Annotated in this window: 15 protein-coding genes; 13 read left to right on the forward strand and 2 right to left on the reverse strand. The window is 65.1% G+C overall.

Annotation, left to right across the window (positions count from 1 at the left end; translation table 11 throughout):
- Positions 1 to 114 precede the first annotated feature (114 nt).
- From pdhA to J2S96_RS11225, 3 genes are read left to right on the forward strand one after another with little or no spacing between them, the layout of a single operon-like run.
- Positions 115 to 1281: a pyruvate dehydrogenase (acetyl-transferring) E1 component subunit alpha gene (gene pdhA, locus J2S96_RS11215; protein ID WP_370873080.1), complete on the forward strand. Its 1167-nt coding sequence runs from the start codon at positions 115 to 117 to the stop codon at positions 1279 to 1281.
- Positions 1281 to 2291, forward strand: coding sequence for an alpha-ketoacid dehydrogenase subunit beta (locus J2S96_RS11220; RefSeq protein ID WP_306863079.1), 1011 nt, complete (start codon positions 1281 to 1283; stop codon positions 2289 to 2291). The genes pdhA and J2S96_RS11220 overlap by 1 nt, the downstream gene beginning before the upstream one ends.
- A complete protein-coding gene (locus J2S96_RS11225) occupies positions 2288 to 3739 on the forward strand; it encodes a dihydrolipoamide acetyltransferase family protein (protein WP_306863083.1) in 1452 nt (483 codons plus the stop codon). Before J2S96_RS11220 ends, J2S96_RS11225 begins: the two co-directional genes overlap by 4 nt.
- A 90-nt stretch (positions 3740 to 3829) precedes the next feature.
- Here J2S96_RS11225 and J2S96_RS11230 read toward each other — a convergent pair whose 3' ends face one another.
- Positions 3830 to 4483, reverse strand: coding sequence for an SACE_7040 family transcriptional regulator (locus J2S96_RS11230; RefSeq protein WP_306863086.1), 654 nt, complete (start codon positions 4481 to 4483; stop codon positions 3830 to 3832).
- Positions 4484 to 4634: 151 nt separating this feature from the next.
- On the opposite strand from J2S96_RS11230, the gene J2S96_RS11235 reads away from it, so the two are divergent.
- The 7 genes from J2S96_RS11235 to J2S96_RS11265 are packed head-to-tail and all read left to right on the forward strand — an operon-like array spanning position 4635 to position 12483.
- A complete protein-coding gene (locus J2S96_RS11235; RefSeq protein ID WP_306863088.1) occupies positions 4635 to 6242 on the forward strand; it encodes a carboxyl transferase domain-containing protein in 1608 nt (535 codons plus the stop codon).
- Positions 6243 to 6246: 4 nt separating this feature from the next.
- Positions 6247 to 8340, forward strand: a complete 2094-nt coding sequence (locus J2S96_RS11240) for an acetyl/propionyl/methylcrotonyl-CoA carboxylase subunit alpha (RefSeq protein WP_306863089.1) — start codon at positions 6247 to 6249, stop codon at positions 8338 to 8340.
- A gap of 2 nt (positions 8341 to 8342) precedes the next feature.
- Positions 8343 to 9518, forward strand: coding sequence for an acyl-CoA dehydrogenase family protein (locus J2S96_RS11245; protein WP_306863090.1), 1176 nt, complete (start codon positions 8343 to 8345; stop codon positions 9516 to 9518).
- 19 nt (positions 9519 to 9537) lie between these two features.
- Positions 9538 to 10347, forward strand: a complete 810-nt coding sequence (locus tag J2S96_RS11250) for a CoA transferase subunit A (protein ID WP_306863091.1) — start codon at positions 9538 to 9540, stop codon at positions 10345 to 10347.
- A gap of 2 nt (positions 10348 to 10349) precedes the next feature.
- A complete protein-coding gene (locus tag J2S96_RS11255; protein WP_306863093.1) occupies positions 10350 to 11102 on the forward strand; it encodes a CoA transferase subunit B in 753 nt (250 codons plus the stop codon).
- Entirely contained in the window at positions 11099 to 11650 is a 552-nt protein-coding gene (locus tag J2S96_RS11260) for a MaoC family dehydratase (protein ID WP_306863096.1), read from the forward strand. Before J2S96_RS11255 ends, J2S96_RS11260 begins: the two co-directional genes overlap by 4 nt.
- Complete coding sequence (locus tag J2S96_RS11265) at positions 11647 to 12483, forward strand: HpcH/HpaI aldolase/citrate lyase family protein (RefSeq protein WP_306863099.1); 837 nt, start codon at positions 11647 to 11649, stop codon at positions 12481 to 12483. Before J2S96_RS11260 ends, J2S96_RS11265 begins: the two co-directional genes overlap by 4 nt.
- Positions 12484 to 12514: 31 nt before the next feature.
- Here the strand turns inward: J2S96_RS11265 and J2S96_RS11270 are convergent, their stop codons facing one another.
- Entirely contained in the window at positions 12515 to 13975 is a 1461-nt protein-coding gene (locus J2S96_RS11270; protein ID WP_306863102.1) for a lipase maturation factor family protein, read from the reverse strand.
- Between the two features lie 38 nt (positions 13976 to 14013).
- Here J2S96_RS11270 and dxr point away from each other — a divergent pair, with 38 nt between their 5' ends.
- From dxr to J2S96_RS11285, 3 genes are read left to right on the forward strand one after another with little or no spacing between them, the layout of a single operon-like run.
- The gene (dxr, locus tag J2S96_RS11275) at positions 14014 to 15198 is read left to right on the forward strand and encodes a 1-deoxy-D-xylulose-5-phosphate reductoisomerase (RefSeq protein WP_306863105.1); all 1185 of its coding nucleotides are present in this window, start codon (positions 14014 to 14016) and stop codon (positions 15196 to 15198) included.
- 17 nt (positions 15199 to 15215) lie between these two features.
- A complete protein-coding gene (locus J2S96_RS11280; RefSeq protein ID WP_306863108.1) occupies positions 15216 to 16547 on the forward strand; it encodes a M50 family metallopeptidase in 1332 nt (443 codons plus the stop codon).
- Positions 16548 to 16596: 49 nt separating this feature from the next.
- Positions 16597 to 16890 carry a YciI family protein gene (locus J2S96_RS11285; RefSeq protein WP_306863111.1) on the forward strand — a complete coding sequence of 98 codons (294 nt, stop codon included), beginning with the start codon at positions 16597 to 16599 and terminating at the stop codon, positions 16888 to 16890.
- Positions 16891 to 16909: the final 19 nt, after the last annotated feature.

Below are 16909 nucleotides of genomic sequence, written 5' to 3' on the forward strand. Positions count from 1 at the left end.
CATTGTGAGTAGGGTCACAATTAGTCCAGGCGACGAGGCCCGGACGCTGGCCCGCGGGCGGATCACAAGTCCCTCCAAAGGCTTGCGAGCACGAGCTGAAAGGTGCGATCAACTGTGTTGACGGACAAACCCGGCCAGGACGCCTACCAGGCATCGAATCCCGGAATCAGTGCAGTAAGCCCGCGCAGGACCGGCGGGGACCTGGTCCAATTGATTTCCCCCGAGGGGGAACGCATCAGCCACCCGGAGTTCGATCTCTGGGTCAGCGATGTCACCGATGAGCAGCTCTGCTCGCTTTACGAGGACATGACGGTCATCCGCCGCATCGACGCCGAAGCTACAGCCTTGCAGCGCCAGGGCGAGTTGGCATTGTGGCCGCCGCTGCTGGGCCAGGAAGCATCCCAGATCGGTTCGGGCCGGGCCCTCCGGGATGACGACTTTGTCTTCCCGAGCTACCGGGACAACGGCGTTGCCTACTGCCGCGGTGTGGAGCCAACCGACTTGGTCCGCGCGTGGCGCGGCAACGCCTCGGCGGGCTGGGACCCGTACCGCTACAACATCGCCACCCAGCAGATCATCATCGGCTCGCAGTCGCTGCACGCAACCGGCTACGCGATGGGCATCCAGTACGACGGATCGGACTCCGTCGCAGTGGGCCTCTTCGGCGATGGCGCTACGAGCGAAGGCGATGTCAACGAGGCAATGGTCTTCGCGGCGAGCTTCCAAGTGCCCGTGGTCTTCATCTGCCAGAACAACCACTGGGCCATCTCCGAACCCGTGCGGATTCAGTCCCACATCCAGATCGCCGACCGTGCTTCGGGTTTCGGTATCCCCAGCACGCGGGTCGACGGGAACGACGTCCTGGCCGTCCTGGCGGCCACCCGGATTGCGCTGGACCGGGCCCGCAAGGGCGGAGGACCCACCTTCATTGAAGCGGTGACCTACCGGATGGGCCCGCACACGACGGCGGATGATCCCACCCGATACCGCGACGCCAACGAGCTTGAGGACTGGGCGGCCAAGGACCCGATTGCCCGGCTCAAGGCGCTGCTTCGCACCAAGGGCCTCCTGACCGAAGAGGTCGAAGCCAAGACCCAGGCCAAAGCGGACGAGGTGGCCAGGAGCCTGCGCGCCGGAGTCATCAATATGCCCGATCCCGCCCCGCTGGACCTCTTCAAGCATGTCTACAGCACGCCCAACTCCTGGATCGAACGCCAGAAGGACCACTACTCCCGCTATCTGGAAAGCTTCAGCGGATCAACCCAGGAAGGTGCACTCTGATGAGCAAGCTGACCTTCGCCCGTGCCATCAACGCCGGCCTGCGCAAGTCCCTCGAAAACGATCCCAAAGTTGTCCTCATGGGTGAGGACATCGGGGCGCTCGGCGGCGTGTTCCGGGTCACGGACGGTCTCCAAAAGGACTTCGGCAAACACCGCGTGGTTGACACCCCCTTGGCTGAATCCGCGATTATCGGTACCGCCGTAGGCTTGGCCTATCGCGGCTACCGGCCGGTCTGCGAAATCCAATTCGATGGCTTCATCTACCCGGCATTCGACCAGATCGTCAGCCAAGTCGCCAAGATGCACTACCGGACGCAGGGCCGCGTCAAGATGCCCATCACCATCCGCGTTCCCTTCGGCGGCGGGATCGGCTCACCCGAGCACCATTCCGAGTCCCCGGAGGCCTATTTCACCCACACCTCGGGCCTGCGCGTCATCAGCGTCTCCAACCCGCAGGATGCCTACACCATGATCCAGCAGGCCATCGCCTCGGACGATCCGGTGCTGTACTTCGAACCAAAGCGCCGCTACCACGACAAGGGCGAAGTGGATGAGGGCGCAGATCTTTCCACCGCGTTATCCATGGAGAAGGCCAAGGTGGTCACCCCGGGCAGCGACGTCACCTTGGTAAGCTACGGCCCGCTGGTGAAGACCGCGAGCGACGCCGCGATGGCCGCGGCCGACGAAGGAGTCTCGGTGGAGGTGATCGACCTGCGCTCGCTCGCTCCGATCGACTTCGCGGCAGTGGAGGCGTCCGTCCGCAAGACCGGCAGGCTCGTCATCACCCATGAGGCCGCGCAGTCCGGCGGGCTCGGCGCCGAAATCGCGGCCAGCATCACCGAACGCTGCTTCAACTACCTCGAATCGGCGCCGGTCCGGATCACCGGATTCGACATCCCGTACCCGTACTCAAAGCTCGAGATGCACCACTTGCCGGATCTCGACAGGATCCTTGACGGCGTGGACCGCGCACTCGGCCGCGGCAACTCCCTGAGCGGGTTGGAAGGATGAGCGCCACCATGATCAAGGAATTCAGGCTCCCCGACCTCGGCGAAGGACTCACCGAGTCGGAAATTCTCAGTTGGAAGGTCGCGGTGGGGGACACCGTGACCCTGAACCAGGTCATTGCCGAGGTCGAGACGGCCAAGGCCGTGGTTGAGTTGCCTTCGCCCTTCGCCGGAACCGTCGCCGCCTTGCATGAACAGGCTGGTTCGGTTGTGGAGGTCGGCAAGCCGATCGTTTCCTTCGAAGTCGACGACGCCGGAGCCTCACCTTCCGGTGTTGGCGGTACCGGTGCGGGCGCTACCAGTGAAGGCGCTTCCGCGGAAAACCCGGCGGAGACCGCGGCGAAGCGTGAACCGAACCTCGTAGGCTACGGTGCCGTCGTCGAAAGGTCCGGGCGTCCGGCCCGGCGCCAGCGCACCTTTGCCGGAGGCGTCGCCGAACGCGAGGCCACCGTCGAGCCCGCCGTCGAGGCCGCCGTCGAACCTGTTTCCGCCGCGGAAGCCCTCCCCGCCGTCGAGTCCATGGCACCGTTCGCGGCTCAAGGCGAGAGGACCGCGGAAAAGGAGCGTCCACGCTCCACGCCGCCGGTCCGCAAGCTGGCACGCGACCTTGGAATCGACCTCGAGATGGTCAAGGGAACCGGGCCAAGGGGACTCATTACCCGTTCGGACGTCCAGGACTTCGCGGCCGGGCCACAGGCGCAAGGCGCTGGGTCCGAGGTCCACGCCGCGGCCGCCGTCGGGGCCTCCGGCGAACGTGAGACGCGCACGCCGATCAAGGGTGTCCGGAAGTTCACGGCCGCCGCCATGGTGCAAAGTGCATTCACGGCGCCGCATGTGACGGAGTTCCTGACCGTCGACGTCACTCCCACCATGGAACTGTTGACGCGGCTCAAAGCCAGGCGCGAGTTTGCCGGCTACAAGCTCACGCCGTTGACCATCGCGGCCAAAGCGGTGTTGATTGCCCTGCGCAGGAACCCGACACTGAACTCCCGCTGGGATGACCGCGCACAGGAGATCGTGCAGTTCAATTACGTCAACCTGGGTATCGCGGCCGCCACGCCCAGGGGACTGACTGTTCCCAATATCAAAGATGCCGACAGGATGACGCTTCTGGAATTGTCCACGGCCCTGTCCGCACTCACGGACACGGCGCGTTCAGGCAAGACCTCCCCGGCGGATCTGACCGGCGGGACCATCTCGATCACGAACATCGGCGTGTTCGGGATCGACGCCGGAACCCCCATCTTGAATCCGGGCGAAGCTGCCATCGTCGCGCTGGGATCGGTGCGTAAAGCTCCGTGGGTGCACAACGACGAACTCGCGGTGCGCCAGGTCATGTCACTGAGCCTGTCCTTCGACCACCGGCTGGTGGACGGCGAGCAAGGCTCGAAATTCCTGGCCGATCTGGGCGCGATCCTGTCCGATCCGGCAATGGTCATGACGATGATCTAAGGCTTCCCGCCGTTTAGACGGTTCCCTGCGCATACGGTGTTCGCGAACATCGAGTGTGCGGGGAACCGTCGAAACGGGCGCCCGCTGAGCTCATTCCACCGTCAGGGCCGCGAGGGCCATGCGTTCGAGGATGGGCCGGGCGCTTTTGACCGCCATGCGCCGGCCGTGGTGCCGGACCGAGTGGGGCGTTGAGTTGATGAGGCCGAAGGCTGCGTGGGCACGGACCCGCAACTCGGCAGGATCCGTGTCGGGATGTAGTTCTCCGAGCACTCCAACCCACAGCTCCACGTAGTTCCGCTGCAGGGTGCGGACTTCGGCCTGGTCGGAGTCGCTGAGGTTGCTGAAGTCGCGGTCCTGGACCCGGATGACATCGGGATTGCTGAGGGCGAAGTCGACGTGGAACTCCACCAGTCCACGCAACGCAGTTTCGGCATCGGCGGATTCGGACGCCACGGTGCGGCCGCCGTCGAGCAGGTTCCGGCTCACGCTCAACAGCAGTTCGGCCAGCACGGCTTGTTTCCCCGGGAAATGCCGGTACACCGCAGGGCCGCTGACTCCGGCCGCGGCCCCGAGGTCCTCAAGGGACACGCGGTTGAAACCGTCGGCGGCGAACAACCCGGCTGCAGCAGTCAGGAGGGCCTTGCGCCGGGTTTCCTTGGCCTGGCTTCGCTGGGTCGGGCTCTCTTGCTTGGGGCTCCGCGGGGTGGGGCCGTCCTGCTGGGAGCTCCGCTGGAAGGTGACCACAATTCCTCCTTTTGCACGCGTCCGGTTCAGCGCCGGTTCCGGGGCGGGCCCAGTGCCGGGGTGATGGACAACACAGTTAATAGAGACTAACCTAAATTCCAGTTATGCGGTACTAACTGAGATGGCCACGGGCCGGGATGGGACACAGTCGATGGAGACACTCGCCAGCCAGCTGGACAGCAGCAGCGATCAGTTCGCGGCCAACGAGGAAGCGCAGCTGTCACTGGTGCACGAGCTGAAGAAGCGACTTGCCGTGGCCGCCCTCGGTGGCCCGGAGAAGTCGCGTGAGCGGCATGTCTCGCGGGGCAAGTTGTTGCCGCGCGAGCGCATCAACTATTTGCTGGACGAGGGCAGCCCGTTCCTGGAGATCGCCCCCTTGGCGGCCAACGGAATGTACAACGATGATTCGCCGGGGGCCGGCGTGATCGCGGGCATCGGCTTGGTCCACGGACGCCAGGTGATGGTGGTTTCCAACGACGCCACGGTCAAGGGCGGCACCTACTACCCGATGACGGTGAAAAAGCACCTCCGGGCCCAGGAAATCGCCCTTGAGAACAAGCTGCCGTGCGTCTACCTCGTGGATTCCGGGGGAGCGTTCCTCCCCAAGCAGGACGAGGTTTTCCCGGACAAGGAGCACTTTGGCAGGATCTTCTTCAACCAGGCGAAGATGTCCGCAGCGAAGATCCCGCAGATCGCCTCGGTCATGGGATCCTGCACGGCCGGTGGCGCCTACGTGCCGGCCATGAGCGACGAAACCGTCATTGTCCGCAACCAAGGCACCATATTCCTGGGCGGACCGCCCCTCGTGAAGGCCGCCATCGGTGAGATCGTCACGGCCGAGGAACTCGGCGGCGGTGACGTCCACTCCCGGATTTCCGGGGTGACGGACCACCTCGCAGAAAACGACGAGCACGCCCTGCAAATTGTCCGCGACATCGTCGCCACCCTGCCCGGGCCTGCGGCCCCCGCGTGGGAAGTGGACACCGTCGTCGAGCCCGTGGTTGATCCGCGCGGAATCTATGGCGCCGTTCCCACCGACGTCAACGCGCAATACGACGTCCGCGAAGTCATCGCCCGGCTCGTGGACGGCTCGAAGTTCCACGAGTTCAAGAAGAACTACGGCAGCACCTTGGTGACCGGATTCGCGAAGCTGCACGGCCACCCCGTGGGCATCGTGGCGAACAACGGGGTGCTCTTCAGCGAGTCCGCCCTCAAAGGCGCGCACTTCATCGAGCTGTGCGACCAACGAGGCATTCCGCTGGTCTTCCTGCAGAACCTCTCCGGCTTCATGGTCGGCAAGGATTACGAGCACGGCGGCATCGCCAAGAACGGCGCCAAGATGGTCACCGCCGTGGCCACTGCCCGCGTACCGAAGCTGACCGTGGTGATCGGCGGTTCCTTCGGCGCCGGAAACTACTCGATGTGCGGCCGGGCGTATTCCCCGCGCTTCCTGTGGATGTGGCCGGCAAGCAGGATTTCGGTCATGGGCGGGAACCAGGCCTCCAGCGTGCTGGCCACCGTCAAACGTGACCAGTACGAGGCCCGCGGCGAGGAATGGTCCGCCGAAGACGAGGAAGCCTTCAAAGCCCCCATCAAGCAGCAGTACGAGGACCAAGGCAGCCCCTACTACTCCACCGCCCGGCTCTGGGACGACGGCATCATCGACCCCGCAGACACCCGGCGCGTCCTGGGCATGGCCTTGGATACCGTCTCCCGCCAACCCCTGCCGGAAACCTCCTTCGGCCTCTTCCGGATGTGACCCCATGACAATCAACTCCTTCGATACCGTCCTCGTCGCCAACCGGGGAGAAATCGCCTGCCGCGTCATCCGCACCCTCAAGGCCATGGGCATCCGTTCCGTAGCGGTATATTCAGACGCCGACGCCGGGGCCCGCCACGTGCGCGAAGCAGACGATGCCCTCCGGATCGGTACAGCCGCGGCGGCGGACAGCTACCTGCGGATAGATGCGATCATCGAGGCTTGCCAGCAAAGCGGCGCCCAAGCCGTCCACCCGGGCTACGGATTCCTCGCCGAGAACGTGGAGTTCGCGAAGGCCCTGGACGCGGCCGGTATCGCGTTCATCGGTCCGGGCATTGACGCCATCGAGATCATGGGCGACAAGATCCGTTCCAAGAACCACGTCATGTCCTACGGCGTTCCGTGCGTCCCGGGCATCGCCGAACCGGGACTCAGCGACGCGGAACTCATCGAGGCTGCGGCCGGCGTCGGCTTCCCCTTGCTCATCAAGCCTTCGGCCGGGGGCGGCGGCAAAGGCATGCACATCGTGGAGCGGCTCGAGGACATGGCGGCCACGCTCGCCACCGCCCGGCGCGTAGCGGCGAGCGCCTTCGGCGATGACACCCTGTTCCTGGAGCGGCTCATCCAGTCGCCCCGGCATATCGAGGTCCAGATCCTCGCCGACAACCACGGCAACGTGATCCACCTTGGTGAGCGCGAATGTTCCCTCCAGCGCCGCCACCAAAAGGTTATCGAGGAAGCGCCGTCCCCCTTGCTGGAGTCCCTGGCGAGCGGGGCCGAGGTCCGGGCGCGGATCGGCGAGGCCGCCTGCCAAGCCGCCCGGAGCGTCAAGTACAGCGGTGCGGGCACAGTCGAGTTCCTCGTCTCGGACGAGGACCCGGAGCACTTCTTCTTCATGGAGATGAACACCCGCCTCCAGGTGGAGCACCCTGTCACCGAAATGGTGACGGGCGTCGACCTTGTCGAATGGCAAGTGCGCATCGCCGCCGGTGAGGTCCTCACGGTGGCGCAGTCCGACGTCGAGCTTGACGGCCACGCCGTCGAGGCGCGCGTCTACGCGGAGGTGCCCGCACGCGGTTTCATGCCATCCATCGGCGAGGTCGTGGCGCTCCGGGAACGGGCGAGCAACGATCCGCACGTCCGTGTCGACTCGGCCATGCTGACCGGACTCTCCGTCACCGGCGACTACGATCCCATGCTCGCGAAGGTCATTGCCTGGGGCCCTGACCGCAAAGCGGCCCTGGACACCCTCGACCACGCACTGGGGGACTACACACTGCTGGGCGTGCACACGAACGTCGAGTACCTGCGGCTCCTGGTCAACGACGACGACGTCCGGGCCGGCCGCCTCGACACCGGCTTGATCGAGCGCAAACTCGACGGAATGGCATTCCGCCAGGTGTCCGACGTCGAGCTACTCGCCGCGGCGATGCTCACCAGGAATGCCGTGGCGCCTGTCGATACCGGCTCACCTTGGAACACCGCCGATGGCTGGCGCGTCGGCGCCCCCGCGCCGTGGAAGACCACCCTCGGCCGTCCCGACGGCGGCCTCGCCACCGTGGGCTTGACGGTGGACGGCCCGGGCTTCACGGCGCGCGTGGATGGCGGCGCTGAGCGCTCCGCCACCCTCCGGCAGGTGTCCGCCGGGCATGCGGTGCTGGTGCTCGACGGCGTCGAGCACCATTTCGCGCACGGTTCACCATCTCCCGGGCCCGGGACGCGCGAACTCTGGCTGGGCAGTGACGGCTGGTCGTGCCGGCTGGAGATCCTGGACCGCGAAGCCAGGCTCCAACGCATCCTCGCGGGTATCCAGCGCGAAGAAGGCGCCGCGGACCCCGAAGTCCGCTCTCCCATGCCGGGAACCGTCGTCTCCGTTTCGGTGCACAACGGTGATCACGTGGCAGCGGGCGACGTCCTCCTCGCGGTGGAAGCAATGAAGATGGAACACCAGCTGGTGGCCTCGGTGTCCGGCACCGTGCACCTCAGCAGCAAGACCGGGGACCTGGTCAAGGCTGACCAAGTCCTCGCCACCATCCACGTGGCGGCAGAACCCGCCTCCGAAGCCTCAACAGAAAACCAGAAAGACGAGGAAGCCTAGCCATGGCAAGTTTCGAACTCACCGAGGAATACCAGGACCTGAGCGATTCCGTCCGGGAATTCGCCGACGAGGTAGTGGCTCCCGTGTCCACCAAGCACGACGAGGAGCACAGCTTCCCGTACGAGGTGGTCAAGCAGATGGGCGAGATGGGCCTCTTCGGCCTGCCTTTCCCCGAAGAATTCGGCGGCATGGGCGGAGACTACTTCGCGCTCGCCCTCGCGCTCGAACAGTTGGGCAGGGTGGACCAGTCCGTGGCGATTACCCTCGAAGCGGGTGTCTCGCTCGGCGCCATGCCGGTGTACCGCTTCGGCACGCAGGCGCAAAAGGAACACTGGTTGCCCCAGCTGACCTCGGCCGAGGCGCTCGCAGGCTTCGGGCTGACCGAGCCGGAAGCCGGCTCCGACGCCGGAGGGACCAAGACGAACGCCCGCCTCGAGGACGTCGGAGACGCGAAAAACTGGGTCATCAACGGCAACAAGGAGTTCATCACCAACTCCGGAACCGACATCACGCGGCTCGTGACCGTCACTGCCGTCACCGGGCAGCATGAACGCCACGACGGAAGCATCAAGAAGGAAATCTCCACCATCCTGGTTCCGACAGACACGCCGGGCTTCACTGCGGAAAAGGCCTACAACAAGGTGGGTTGGAACGCTTCAGACACCCACCCGCTCACTCTGAAGAACGTCCGCGTGCCTGAAGAGAACCTGCTCGGCGTCCGGGGACGCGGATACGCCAACTTTCTGTCCATCCTGGACGAAGGCCGGATCGCCATCGCCGCGCTAGCCACCGGTGCGGCCCAGGGCTGCGTCGACTTGTCCGTGAAATACGCCAAGGAACGCATGGCCTTTGGACAGAACATCGGAAAGTACCAGGCCATCCAGTTCAAGATCGCCCGCATGCAGGCACGCGCCCACACGGCGCGCCTGGCCTACTACGACGCCGCCGCGAGGATGCTGGCCGGCAAGCCGTTCAAGACCGAAGCGGCCATCGCTAAGATGGTCGCAGGCGAGGCAGCCATGGACAACGCGCGGGACGCCACCCAGGTGTTCGGTGGCTATGGATTCATCAATGAATTCACGGTGGCACGGCACTACCGCGACTCCAAGATCCTGGAAGTCGGGGAAGGCACCACCGAGGTCCAGTTGATGCTCATCGCCCGCGAGCTGGGCCTTTAACCGTCAGGGAAGGTGAACGATGATCGACAAAGTTGTTGCCAGCGCCGCGGAAGCGGTGAAAGACATCCACGACGGCGCTTCTCTCGCCGTCGGGGGGTTCGGCTTGTGCGGTATCCCGGTGGCGCTGATCGATGCGCTCCACGATCAAGGCACCAAGGACCTCGAAACAGTCAGCAACAACTGCGGCGTGGACGACTGGGGCCTGGGCATCCTGCTGAGGGACGGGCGGATCCGCCGGACCATCAGTTCCTATGTGGGTGAGAACAAGGAGTTCGCGCGGCAGTACCTTGCGGGTGAACTCGAAGTGGTACTCACACCGCAAGGAACCCTGGCCGAGAAGCTGCGCGCCGGAGGTGCCGGGATCCCCGCGTTCTTTACGGCGGCAGGCGTCGGGACACAGGTCTCCGAAGGCGGCCTTCCGCAAAAGTACGACGCCGACGGCAACGTGGCGATCGCGTCCGCACCCAAGGAAGTTCGCACCTTCAACGGGGCGGACTACGTCCTGGAGGAATCGCTGACGCCCGATTTCGGACTGGTCCACGCCTGGAAGGGCGACCGCCACGGGAACCTTGTGTTCCGTGCGACGGCAATGAACTTCAACCCTTTGTGCGCCATGGCCGCCCGGATCACCATCGCCGAGGTCGAAGAGCTCGTGGAACCCGGCGAACTCGATCCGCAACACATCCACACTCCGGGGATCTTCGTCCAACGGGTCGTGGTGGCGCCGGATACGGAGAAGCGCATCGAAAAGCGGACCGTAGCGCTCACCCAGGCAGCCCCTACCCGTCCCACCGAAGCCGCGGGCACCACCGAGCTGGCAGGAGCGTAGCCATGGAATCGAACATCACCCAGGACGTGCCGCCGCGTCCCGAGACGGTCAGGCACGAGTACCGCCGCGCCGGCGCCGAGCACCACGAGGGCAAAGGCTGGACGCGGAACGAACTGGCCGCCCGCGTAGCCCGCGAACTCAGCAACGGGCAGTACGTCAACCTCGGGATCGGGATGCCCACCCTGATTCCCAACTACATCCCCGACGGGGTCGAGGTGATCCTGCATTCAGAGAACGGGATCCTGGGCGTCGGCCCCTATCCGGCCGAGGACGCCGTGGACCCCGACCTGATCAATGCCGGCAAGGAAACGGTCACCGTCAACGCGGGCGCCGCATTCTTCGATTCGGCAACGTCCTTCGGCATGATCCGCGGCGGCCACGTGGACGTGGCCGTGCTGGGTGCAATGGAGGTCGCCGCCAATGGCGACCTGGCCAACTGGATGGTCCCGGGCAAGATGGTCAAGGGCATGGGCGGCGCCATGGATCTGGTCTTCGGCGCCAAGCGGGTGATCGTCATGATGGAGCACGTGGACCGCAACGGCAGGCCCAAGATCGTCAAGGAATGCTCCTTGCCCGTGACAGGGAAAGCCTGCGTTGACCGGATCATCACCGACCTCGCCGTGATCGACGTCGTCTCAGAAGGCGGCGAGTCCAGGCTCGTCCTCAGGGAGCTGGCACCCAACGTGACGGCCGAGGACGTGGCGGCCGCGACCGGCGTCGAACTCTTCGAAGAGGACCAGGAGTTGACTGTATGACCGCGGACGCCGGACAGCCCGGGACAGCTGAACGCCACATCTCTGAACGCCGAATTGTCGAGCAGCGCGGTCTGTACTTCGAGGAACTCGAGGAAGGCGTCGTCTACGCCCACCGGCCCGGGCGCACCGTCACCGAAGCGGACAACGTCCTGTTCACCACGCTGACCATGAACACCCAGGCACTCCACCTGGACGCGGCGTGGAGCGCCAAACAGCCCTTCGGGCAGAGGCTCATGAACTCGATGTTCACCTTGTCAACCATGGTGGGACAGTCCGTCACGCAGCTGACCCAAGGCACCATCATTGCCCAGCTGGGGCTCACCGACGTCTCCTTTCCGCACCCGCTGTACCACGGTGACACCCTCTACACGGAGACTGTCATTACCGGGAAACGGGAGTCGTCCTCACGTCCAGGTCAGGGCGTCGTGACCATGCAGCACACCGGCCGCAACCAGGACGGCACGGTTGTGGCGCTGGCCACGCGGGCATGCCTCATGTGGAGCCGGACTGCGCATCTCGAGGCGCAACAAGGGACAATCAATACATGACCTTCACGATGGGCCCCGCCCTGCTTTTCTGCCCCGCCGACCGCCCGGAACGGTACCAAAAGGCCGCTGAGCGTTCCGATGCCGTCATCCTCGACCTCGAGGACGCGGTGGCGCCCGCCGACAAGAAGCTGGCCAGGGGCGCCATCCTCGCCCAGCTCGGCTCGGGCGGCGAGACGGTCGAACTCGACCCCAGCCGCACGATCGTGCGCGTCAATCCGGTGGGCACCCCGGACTTCGAGAAGGACCTCCACTGCCTTGCCCACACCCCTTACCGCACCGTCATGCTGGCCAAGGCAGAGACCGGCGACCAGCTGAAAGCACTTGAGGGATACCACGTCATCGCCTTGTGCGAGACGGCCCAAGGGATCGTCAACGCGGGTGAGATCGCCGAGGCGCCCAACGTCATCGGGCTCATGTGGGGCGCCGAGGACCTGATCGCCTCCATGGGCGGCACCTCAAGCCGCAAGGACGACGGCAGCTACCGGGCCGTCGCGATGCACGCCCGATCCACTGTGCTGTTGGCGGCGAAGGCCGCCGGGAAGGAAGCCATCGACTCGGTCTACGTCGACATTCCCGACCTTGCCGGGCTGGCCGTGGAATCCGCCGATGCCGTAGCCAGCGGATTCGGCGCGAAGGCCTGCATCCATCCGAACCAGGTTGCCGTTATCCGCGAAGCCTACGCACCGTCGCCCGAAGCCGTCGCAGGGGCCCGGGAACTGCTTGAAGCCGCGGCCGCGGCTGGAACCGGGGTGTTCCAGCACAAGGGCCGGATGGTGGACGGACCCATCCTGAAACACGCCGAATCAACGCTGCGCAGGGCCCGGCTTTCCTGAAGGGGCGCTCCGGCCGGCCTATTTGTCCTGCCTATTTGTCCTGCCGTCGCGACTTCGGCAGTGACAACGGGGCGATGACCTCGTAGAGCTCCATGCGGATCCAGCGTTGACCCGTTTCGCGGAACTCGGACCGCGTGGCGAAGCGATAGAGGAAGCTGCGCGCACGCACCCAACTCGGCTGTTCGCCGTCGAACGGGTCGTGCCGCAATAATCGCAACATGGGCGGATCGGCGACGAGCAGTTTGCCAAGGAACGCGTAGAACCACTCCTCGTGCACCGTGCGCAAGGGCAGGAACCACATCAGCCAGTCGAGGCGCAGGTGGTACGGTGCCCACTGGCGGGGCAGCCGGCGGACGTCGCCGGGCTTGCCCTTGAAGCCGTATTCTCGCCAATCCGCCTCATCGACGGGAACCTCGGCCTTGGTGCCTTCCACGACGATTTCCACGCGGTGCCGGGTCACCGTGCCGAACGCCCCATAGGTGTTGACCAACTGCCATCGGTTGAAGCTGGCGTTCATGAGCTGCTCCCGCGAGAGCAGGTTGCGGATGGGCCAATAGCTGAGTACTACGAGGAGCACGGTCACTGCGAGTACGGCGGCGAGCCACCACACCGGGGTCTGCGGCGCGGGCCGGCTCGGTTGTTGCGGTATGAAGGGCAGCACAGCGTGGGCTACCGGGTCGCTCACCGCAGCGAAGGCAAGCACGATCGCAGACCAATTGAGCCACGCGAAGTTTCCGCTCCCCACCAGCCAAAGCTGCGTGAAGACCACGATGCCTGCGGCAATGGTGGCCAGTGGCTGCGGTGCGAACAGGAAGAACGGCACCACAAGCTGCGCAAAGTGGTTGCCGAGCACTTCCATGCGGTGCATCGCTTTGGGCAAGAGATGTGCCTGGCGGCTCAGGGGACCGGGCATGGGCTGCGTCTCGTGGTGGTAGTACAGGGCGGTTAAATCACGCCATTCATGTCCGCCATGGATCTTGATCATGCCCGCGCCGAATTCCAGCCTGAAAAGCAGCCACACGAGAAGGACGAGGATGGTCTTGGGCGGGGGAGTCTGCTCCGAGCCGAGGAACGCCACAGTGAAGCCCATCTCCAGCAGCAGCATCTCCCAGCCGAAACCGTAGAAGGTCTGGCCGACGTTGACGATGGACATATAGAGCAACCAGAGCGCCAAGTACGCCAGCATCGGGACCCAAGGCGGGCCGAGTTGCGGCAGCCCGCCAACCAGCGCGAGGGAAATGGCGATGCCGACGCCGCATACGGCCCGTAGGAAGTTGTCCGAATACTTCCAGCGAAAGAGGCTGGGCCGGCGCAGGACCCTGTGAACAGCCACGTATCTCGGGACAGGCAGGAGCCCGTGTTCGCCAAGGAGCGCGGGAAACTGGTTGAGGCTGGACAGGAACGCGATGAAATAGAGCGCGGCCGTGCCGCGCTGGAGCACCTGCCGGGCGAATTCATAGTCCGGCGCCTCGAACCACGAGACCCAGTCCACAAACCAACGCTACGCCTGGGGTGCGGGATACTTAAGCAATGCAGCCGCGCAAGATCATCCTCCTCGGGTCCACCGGGTCCATCGGCACACAAGCGATTGACGTCGTCGACGCCGCCCCCCATCTCTTCGAGGTCGTGGCGTTGAGCGCGGGCGGCGGGAACCTCGAACTCATCGCGCAGCAGGCCGTCCACACCAAGGCCCAGGCAGTCGGCATCGCCTACGGCGATCCACATGAACTGCAGAAACTCATCGGCGTTGCTGCTTCCGCCGCCGGGCTCCGGAACTACGATCCGGCGATCATTGCGGGGGCGGACGCGTCCACCAAGATTGCCGCGATCGAAGCGGACGTCGTCCTCAACGGCATCACGGGGTCCATCGGGCTGGCGCCGACGCTGGCAGCCCTCAAGTCCGGCGCCACCCTGGCCTTGGCGAACAAGGAATCTCTGATCGTGGGCGGTGCATTGGTGAAGGCCGCTGCGGCCGTTGACCAGATCGTGCCCGTGGATTCCGAGCACTCGGCCATCGCACAATGCCTCCGCGCGGGAACCGACAACGAGGTCGAGAAACTCATCCTCACGGCGTCCGGCGGACCCTTCCGGGGCCGCAGCCGCGAGCAACTCCGGGACGTCACCCCGGCCGAAGCGCTTGCCCACCCCACTTGGGATATGGGCCTGATGGTCACTACCAACTCGGCCAGCCTGGTCAACAAGGGCCTGGAAGTCATCGAAGCACACCTGCTGTTCGACGTCCCCTTGGACAGAATCGACGTCGTGGTGCACCCGCAATCGGTGGTGCACTCCATGGTGGAGTTCGTGGACGGATCCATCATTGCCCAGGCCTCTCCGCCGGACATGCGGCTCCCGATCGCCCTGGGACTCGGGTGGCCGGAGCGCGTGCCCGGCGCCGCGAAGCCCTGCGACTGGACCCAGGCCACCAGTTGGACGTTCGAGCCACTTGACTCGGCAGCCTTCCCGGCCGTGGAGCTGGCCAAGGACGCCGCGAAGCAGGGGAGCACTTTCCCGGCCGTGTTCAACGCCGCCAACGAGGAAGCGGTGGAGGCCTTCCATGCCGGCCGGATCCGGTTCACCGACATTGTGGACACGGTGGAATCCGTCCTCAGCGAACATTCAGGATCCTCGGAGCTGACGGTGGAGTCCGTGCTGGATGCTGAGAGGTGGGCACGCACGCGCACCCACGATCGTTTAGCCAACAGCACCCTTTAGGAAGCAGTACTTAAGGCATGAATCCCGTCATTTTGTTCATTCTCGGAGTCGTCTTCGTCGCGATCGGCGTGGCCGTCTCCATTGCGCTGCACGAGGTGGGGCACTTGCTTCCCGCCAAGCTGTTCAACGTGCGCGTCACGAAATACATGATCGGTTTCGGCCCAACCCTGTGGTCCAAGCGGAGAGGCGAGACCGAATACGGCGTCAAGGCCATCCCGCTGGGCGGCTACGTAGCAATGATCGGCATGTACCCGCCCAACCCGGAAGATGGCAGCGTCAGGCCGTCCAGCACCGGCATGTTCCAGACCCTTGCCACCGAGGCCCGGTCCGCGGCGCACGAGGAAGTCGGCCCCGGCGACGAGAACAGGGTCTTCTACAGGCTGCCGGTCTGGAAAAAGGTCATCATCATGCTGGGCGGCCCGGCCATGAACCTGCTCATCGGCCTGGTGCTGACCGCGGTGCTCCTGATGGGTTTCGGGGTGTCGACCGCCACCACCACCATTGCCGAGGTGTCCAAGTGCCAGGTCAAAGCAGGCGAGACCGTCGATCCCAACTCGCCCAACTGCCAACTGACGCCTGCCGCAGTAGCCAAACTCCAGCCGAACGATGTTGTCACCAGCTTCGACGGCAAGCCGGTGACGAGCTGGGCCGAGATGAGCAGCTGGATCCGGGCATCGGCCGGTAAGGCCGTGCAAATCACCGTGGACCGTGGCGGCAAGAGCGTCACCACGCAAGTAACCCCGGTACTTTCCGCACGCCCGGTCATCGGCGACAACGGCCAGCAGGCCAAGGGCGCGGACGGTAAACCGTTGTATGAGGAAGTCGGGTTCCTCGGCATCGGTGCGCAGACCGCCATGGTGCCCCAACCGGCGTCGACCGTCCTTCCCATGGCCGGAGAGAACATCAAGCAAATCGCCGGAGTCATCCTCAACCTGCCCGCCAGGGTAGTCGGCGTGGCGCAAGCGGCTTTCGGCTCCGAGCCCCGCGACCCCAACGGACCCATCAGCGTCGTCGGCGTGGGCCGGGTGGCGGGCGAAGTGGCTGCCATGGATCAGGTTCCGCTGCAATCGCGCATCGGTGCCCTCGTCGGGCTCCTCGCCGGACTGAACTTCGCGCTCGCCGTCTTCAACCTGGTTCCGCTCCTGCCCCTAGACGGCGGACATGTGGCGGGCGCGCTCTACGAAGGGGCCCGGCGTCGAATCGCCAAGCTGTTCGGCAAGCCGGACCCGGGTGCTTTCGACATCGCGAAGCTCCTGCCGCTCACGTACGTCGTGGCGAGCATCCTCATGGCCATGAGCGCGCTGCTTATCTACGCGGACATCGTCAAGCCCGTCAACCTCTTCGGCTGATCCGCATGGATCCGGGCTTCGAATTGTTCCGGGGGGATAGGCTATCGGTATGACTGTTTTCGCTGTTGAGTACGTGTACGACGCCGAGTCCGCCGAGGTGCGCGACGCGAACCGCCCTGCGCACCGGGATTGGCTCGCCAGCCTTGCCGAGAAGGGCACCCTGCTGGCCAGTGGACCTTACACCGACGGCGCGGGTGCGCTGCTGCTGCTCAAGGCCGCCGACGAGACTGAGCTGAACGCCACGCTGAAGGAGGACCCCTTCGCTGCCGTCCAAGGGATTGCAGGTATCCGGACGTCGGAGTGGAACCCCGTGATCGGTGTGCTCGCCGCCCACGCTTCCTAGCAGCATGACCGGCCGGGTC

Source organism: Arthrobacter bambusae (genome assembly GCF_030812595.1).
Classification (GTDB): Bacteria; Actinomycetota; Actinomycetes; order Actinomycetales; family Micrococcaceae; genus Arthrobacter; species Arthrobacter bambusae_B.

What these genes read in the sequence shown, in the direction of transcription:
- J2S96_RS11255 (WP_306863093.1), top strand. Translation starts at nt 10,350, where the DNA reads ATGGAATCGAACATCACCCAGGACGTGCCGCCGCGTCCCGAGACGGTC.
- dxr (WP_306863105.1), top strand. Translation starts at nt 14,014, where the DNA reads ATGCAGCCGCGCAAGATCATCCTCCTCGGGTCCACCGGGTCCATCGGC.
- J2S96_RS11285 (WP_306863111.1), top strand. Translation starts at nt 16,597, where the DNA reads ATGACTGTTTTCGCTGTTGAGTACGTGTACGACGCCGAGTCCGCCGAG.
- J2S96_RS11235 (WP_306863088.1), top strand. Translation starts at nt 4,635, where the DNA reads ATGGAGACACTCGCCAGCCAGCTGGACAGCAGCAGCGATCAGTTCGCG.
- J2S96_RS11280 (WP_306863108.1), top strand. Translation starts at nt 15,216, where the DNA reads ATGAATCCCGTCATTTTGTTCATTCTCGGAGTCGTCTTCGTCGCGATC.
- J2S96_RS11225 (WP_306863083.1), top strand. Translation starts at nt 2,288, where the DNA reads ATGAGCGCCACCATGATCAAGGAATTCAGGCTCCCCGACCTCGGCGAA.
- J2S96_RS11220 (WP_306863079.1), top strand. Translation starts at nt 1,281, where the DNA reads ATGAGCAAGCTGACCTTCGCCCGTGCCATCAACGCCGGCCTGCGCAAG.
- J2S96_RS11245 (WP_306863090.1), top strand. Translation starts at nt 8,343, where the DNA reads ATGGCAAGTTTCGAACTCACCGAGGAATACCAGGACCTGAGCGATTCC.
- J2S96_RS11240 (WP_306863089.1), top strand. Translation starts at nt 6,247, where the DNA reads ATGACAATCAACTCCTTCGATACCGTCCTCGTCGCCAACCGGGGAGAA.
- J2S96_RS11260 (WP_306863096.1), top strand. Translation starts at nt 11,099, where the DNA reads ATGACCGCGGACGCCGGACAGCCCGGGACAGCTGAACGCCACATCTCT.
- J2S96_RS11265 (WP_306863099.1), top strand. Translation starts at nt 11,647, where the DNA reads ATGACCTTCACGATGGGCCCCGCCCTGCTTTTCTGCCCCGCCGACCGC.
- J2S96_RS11250 (WP_306863091.1), top strand. Translation starts at nt 9,538, where the DNA reads ATGATCGACAAAGTTGTTGCCAGCGCCGCGGAAGCGGTGAAAGACATC.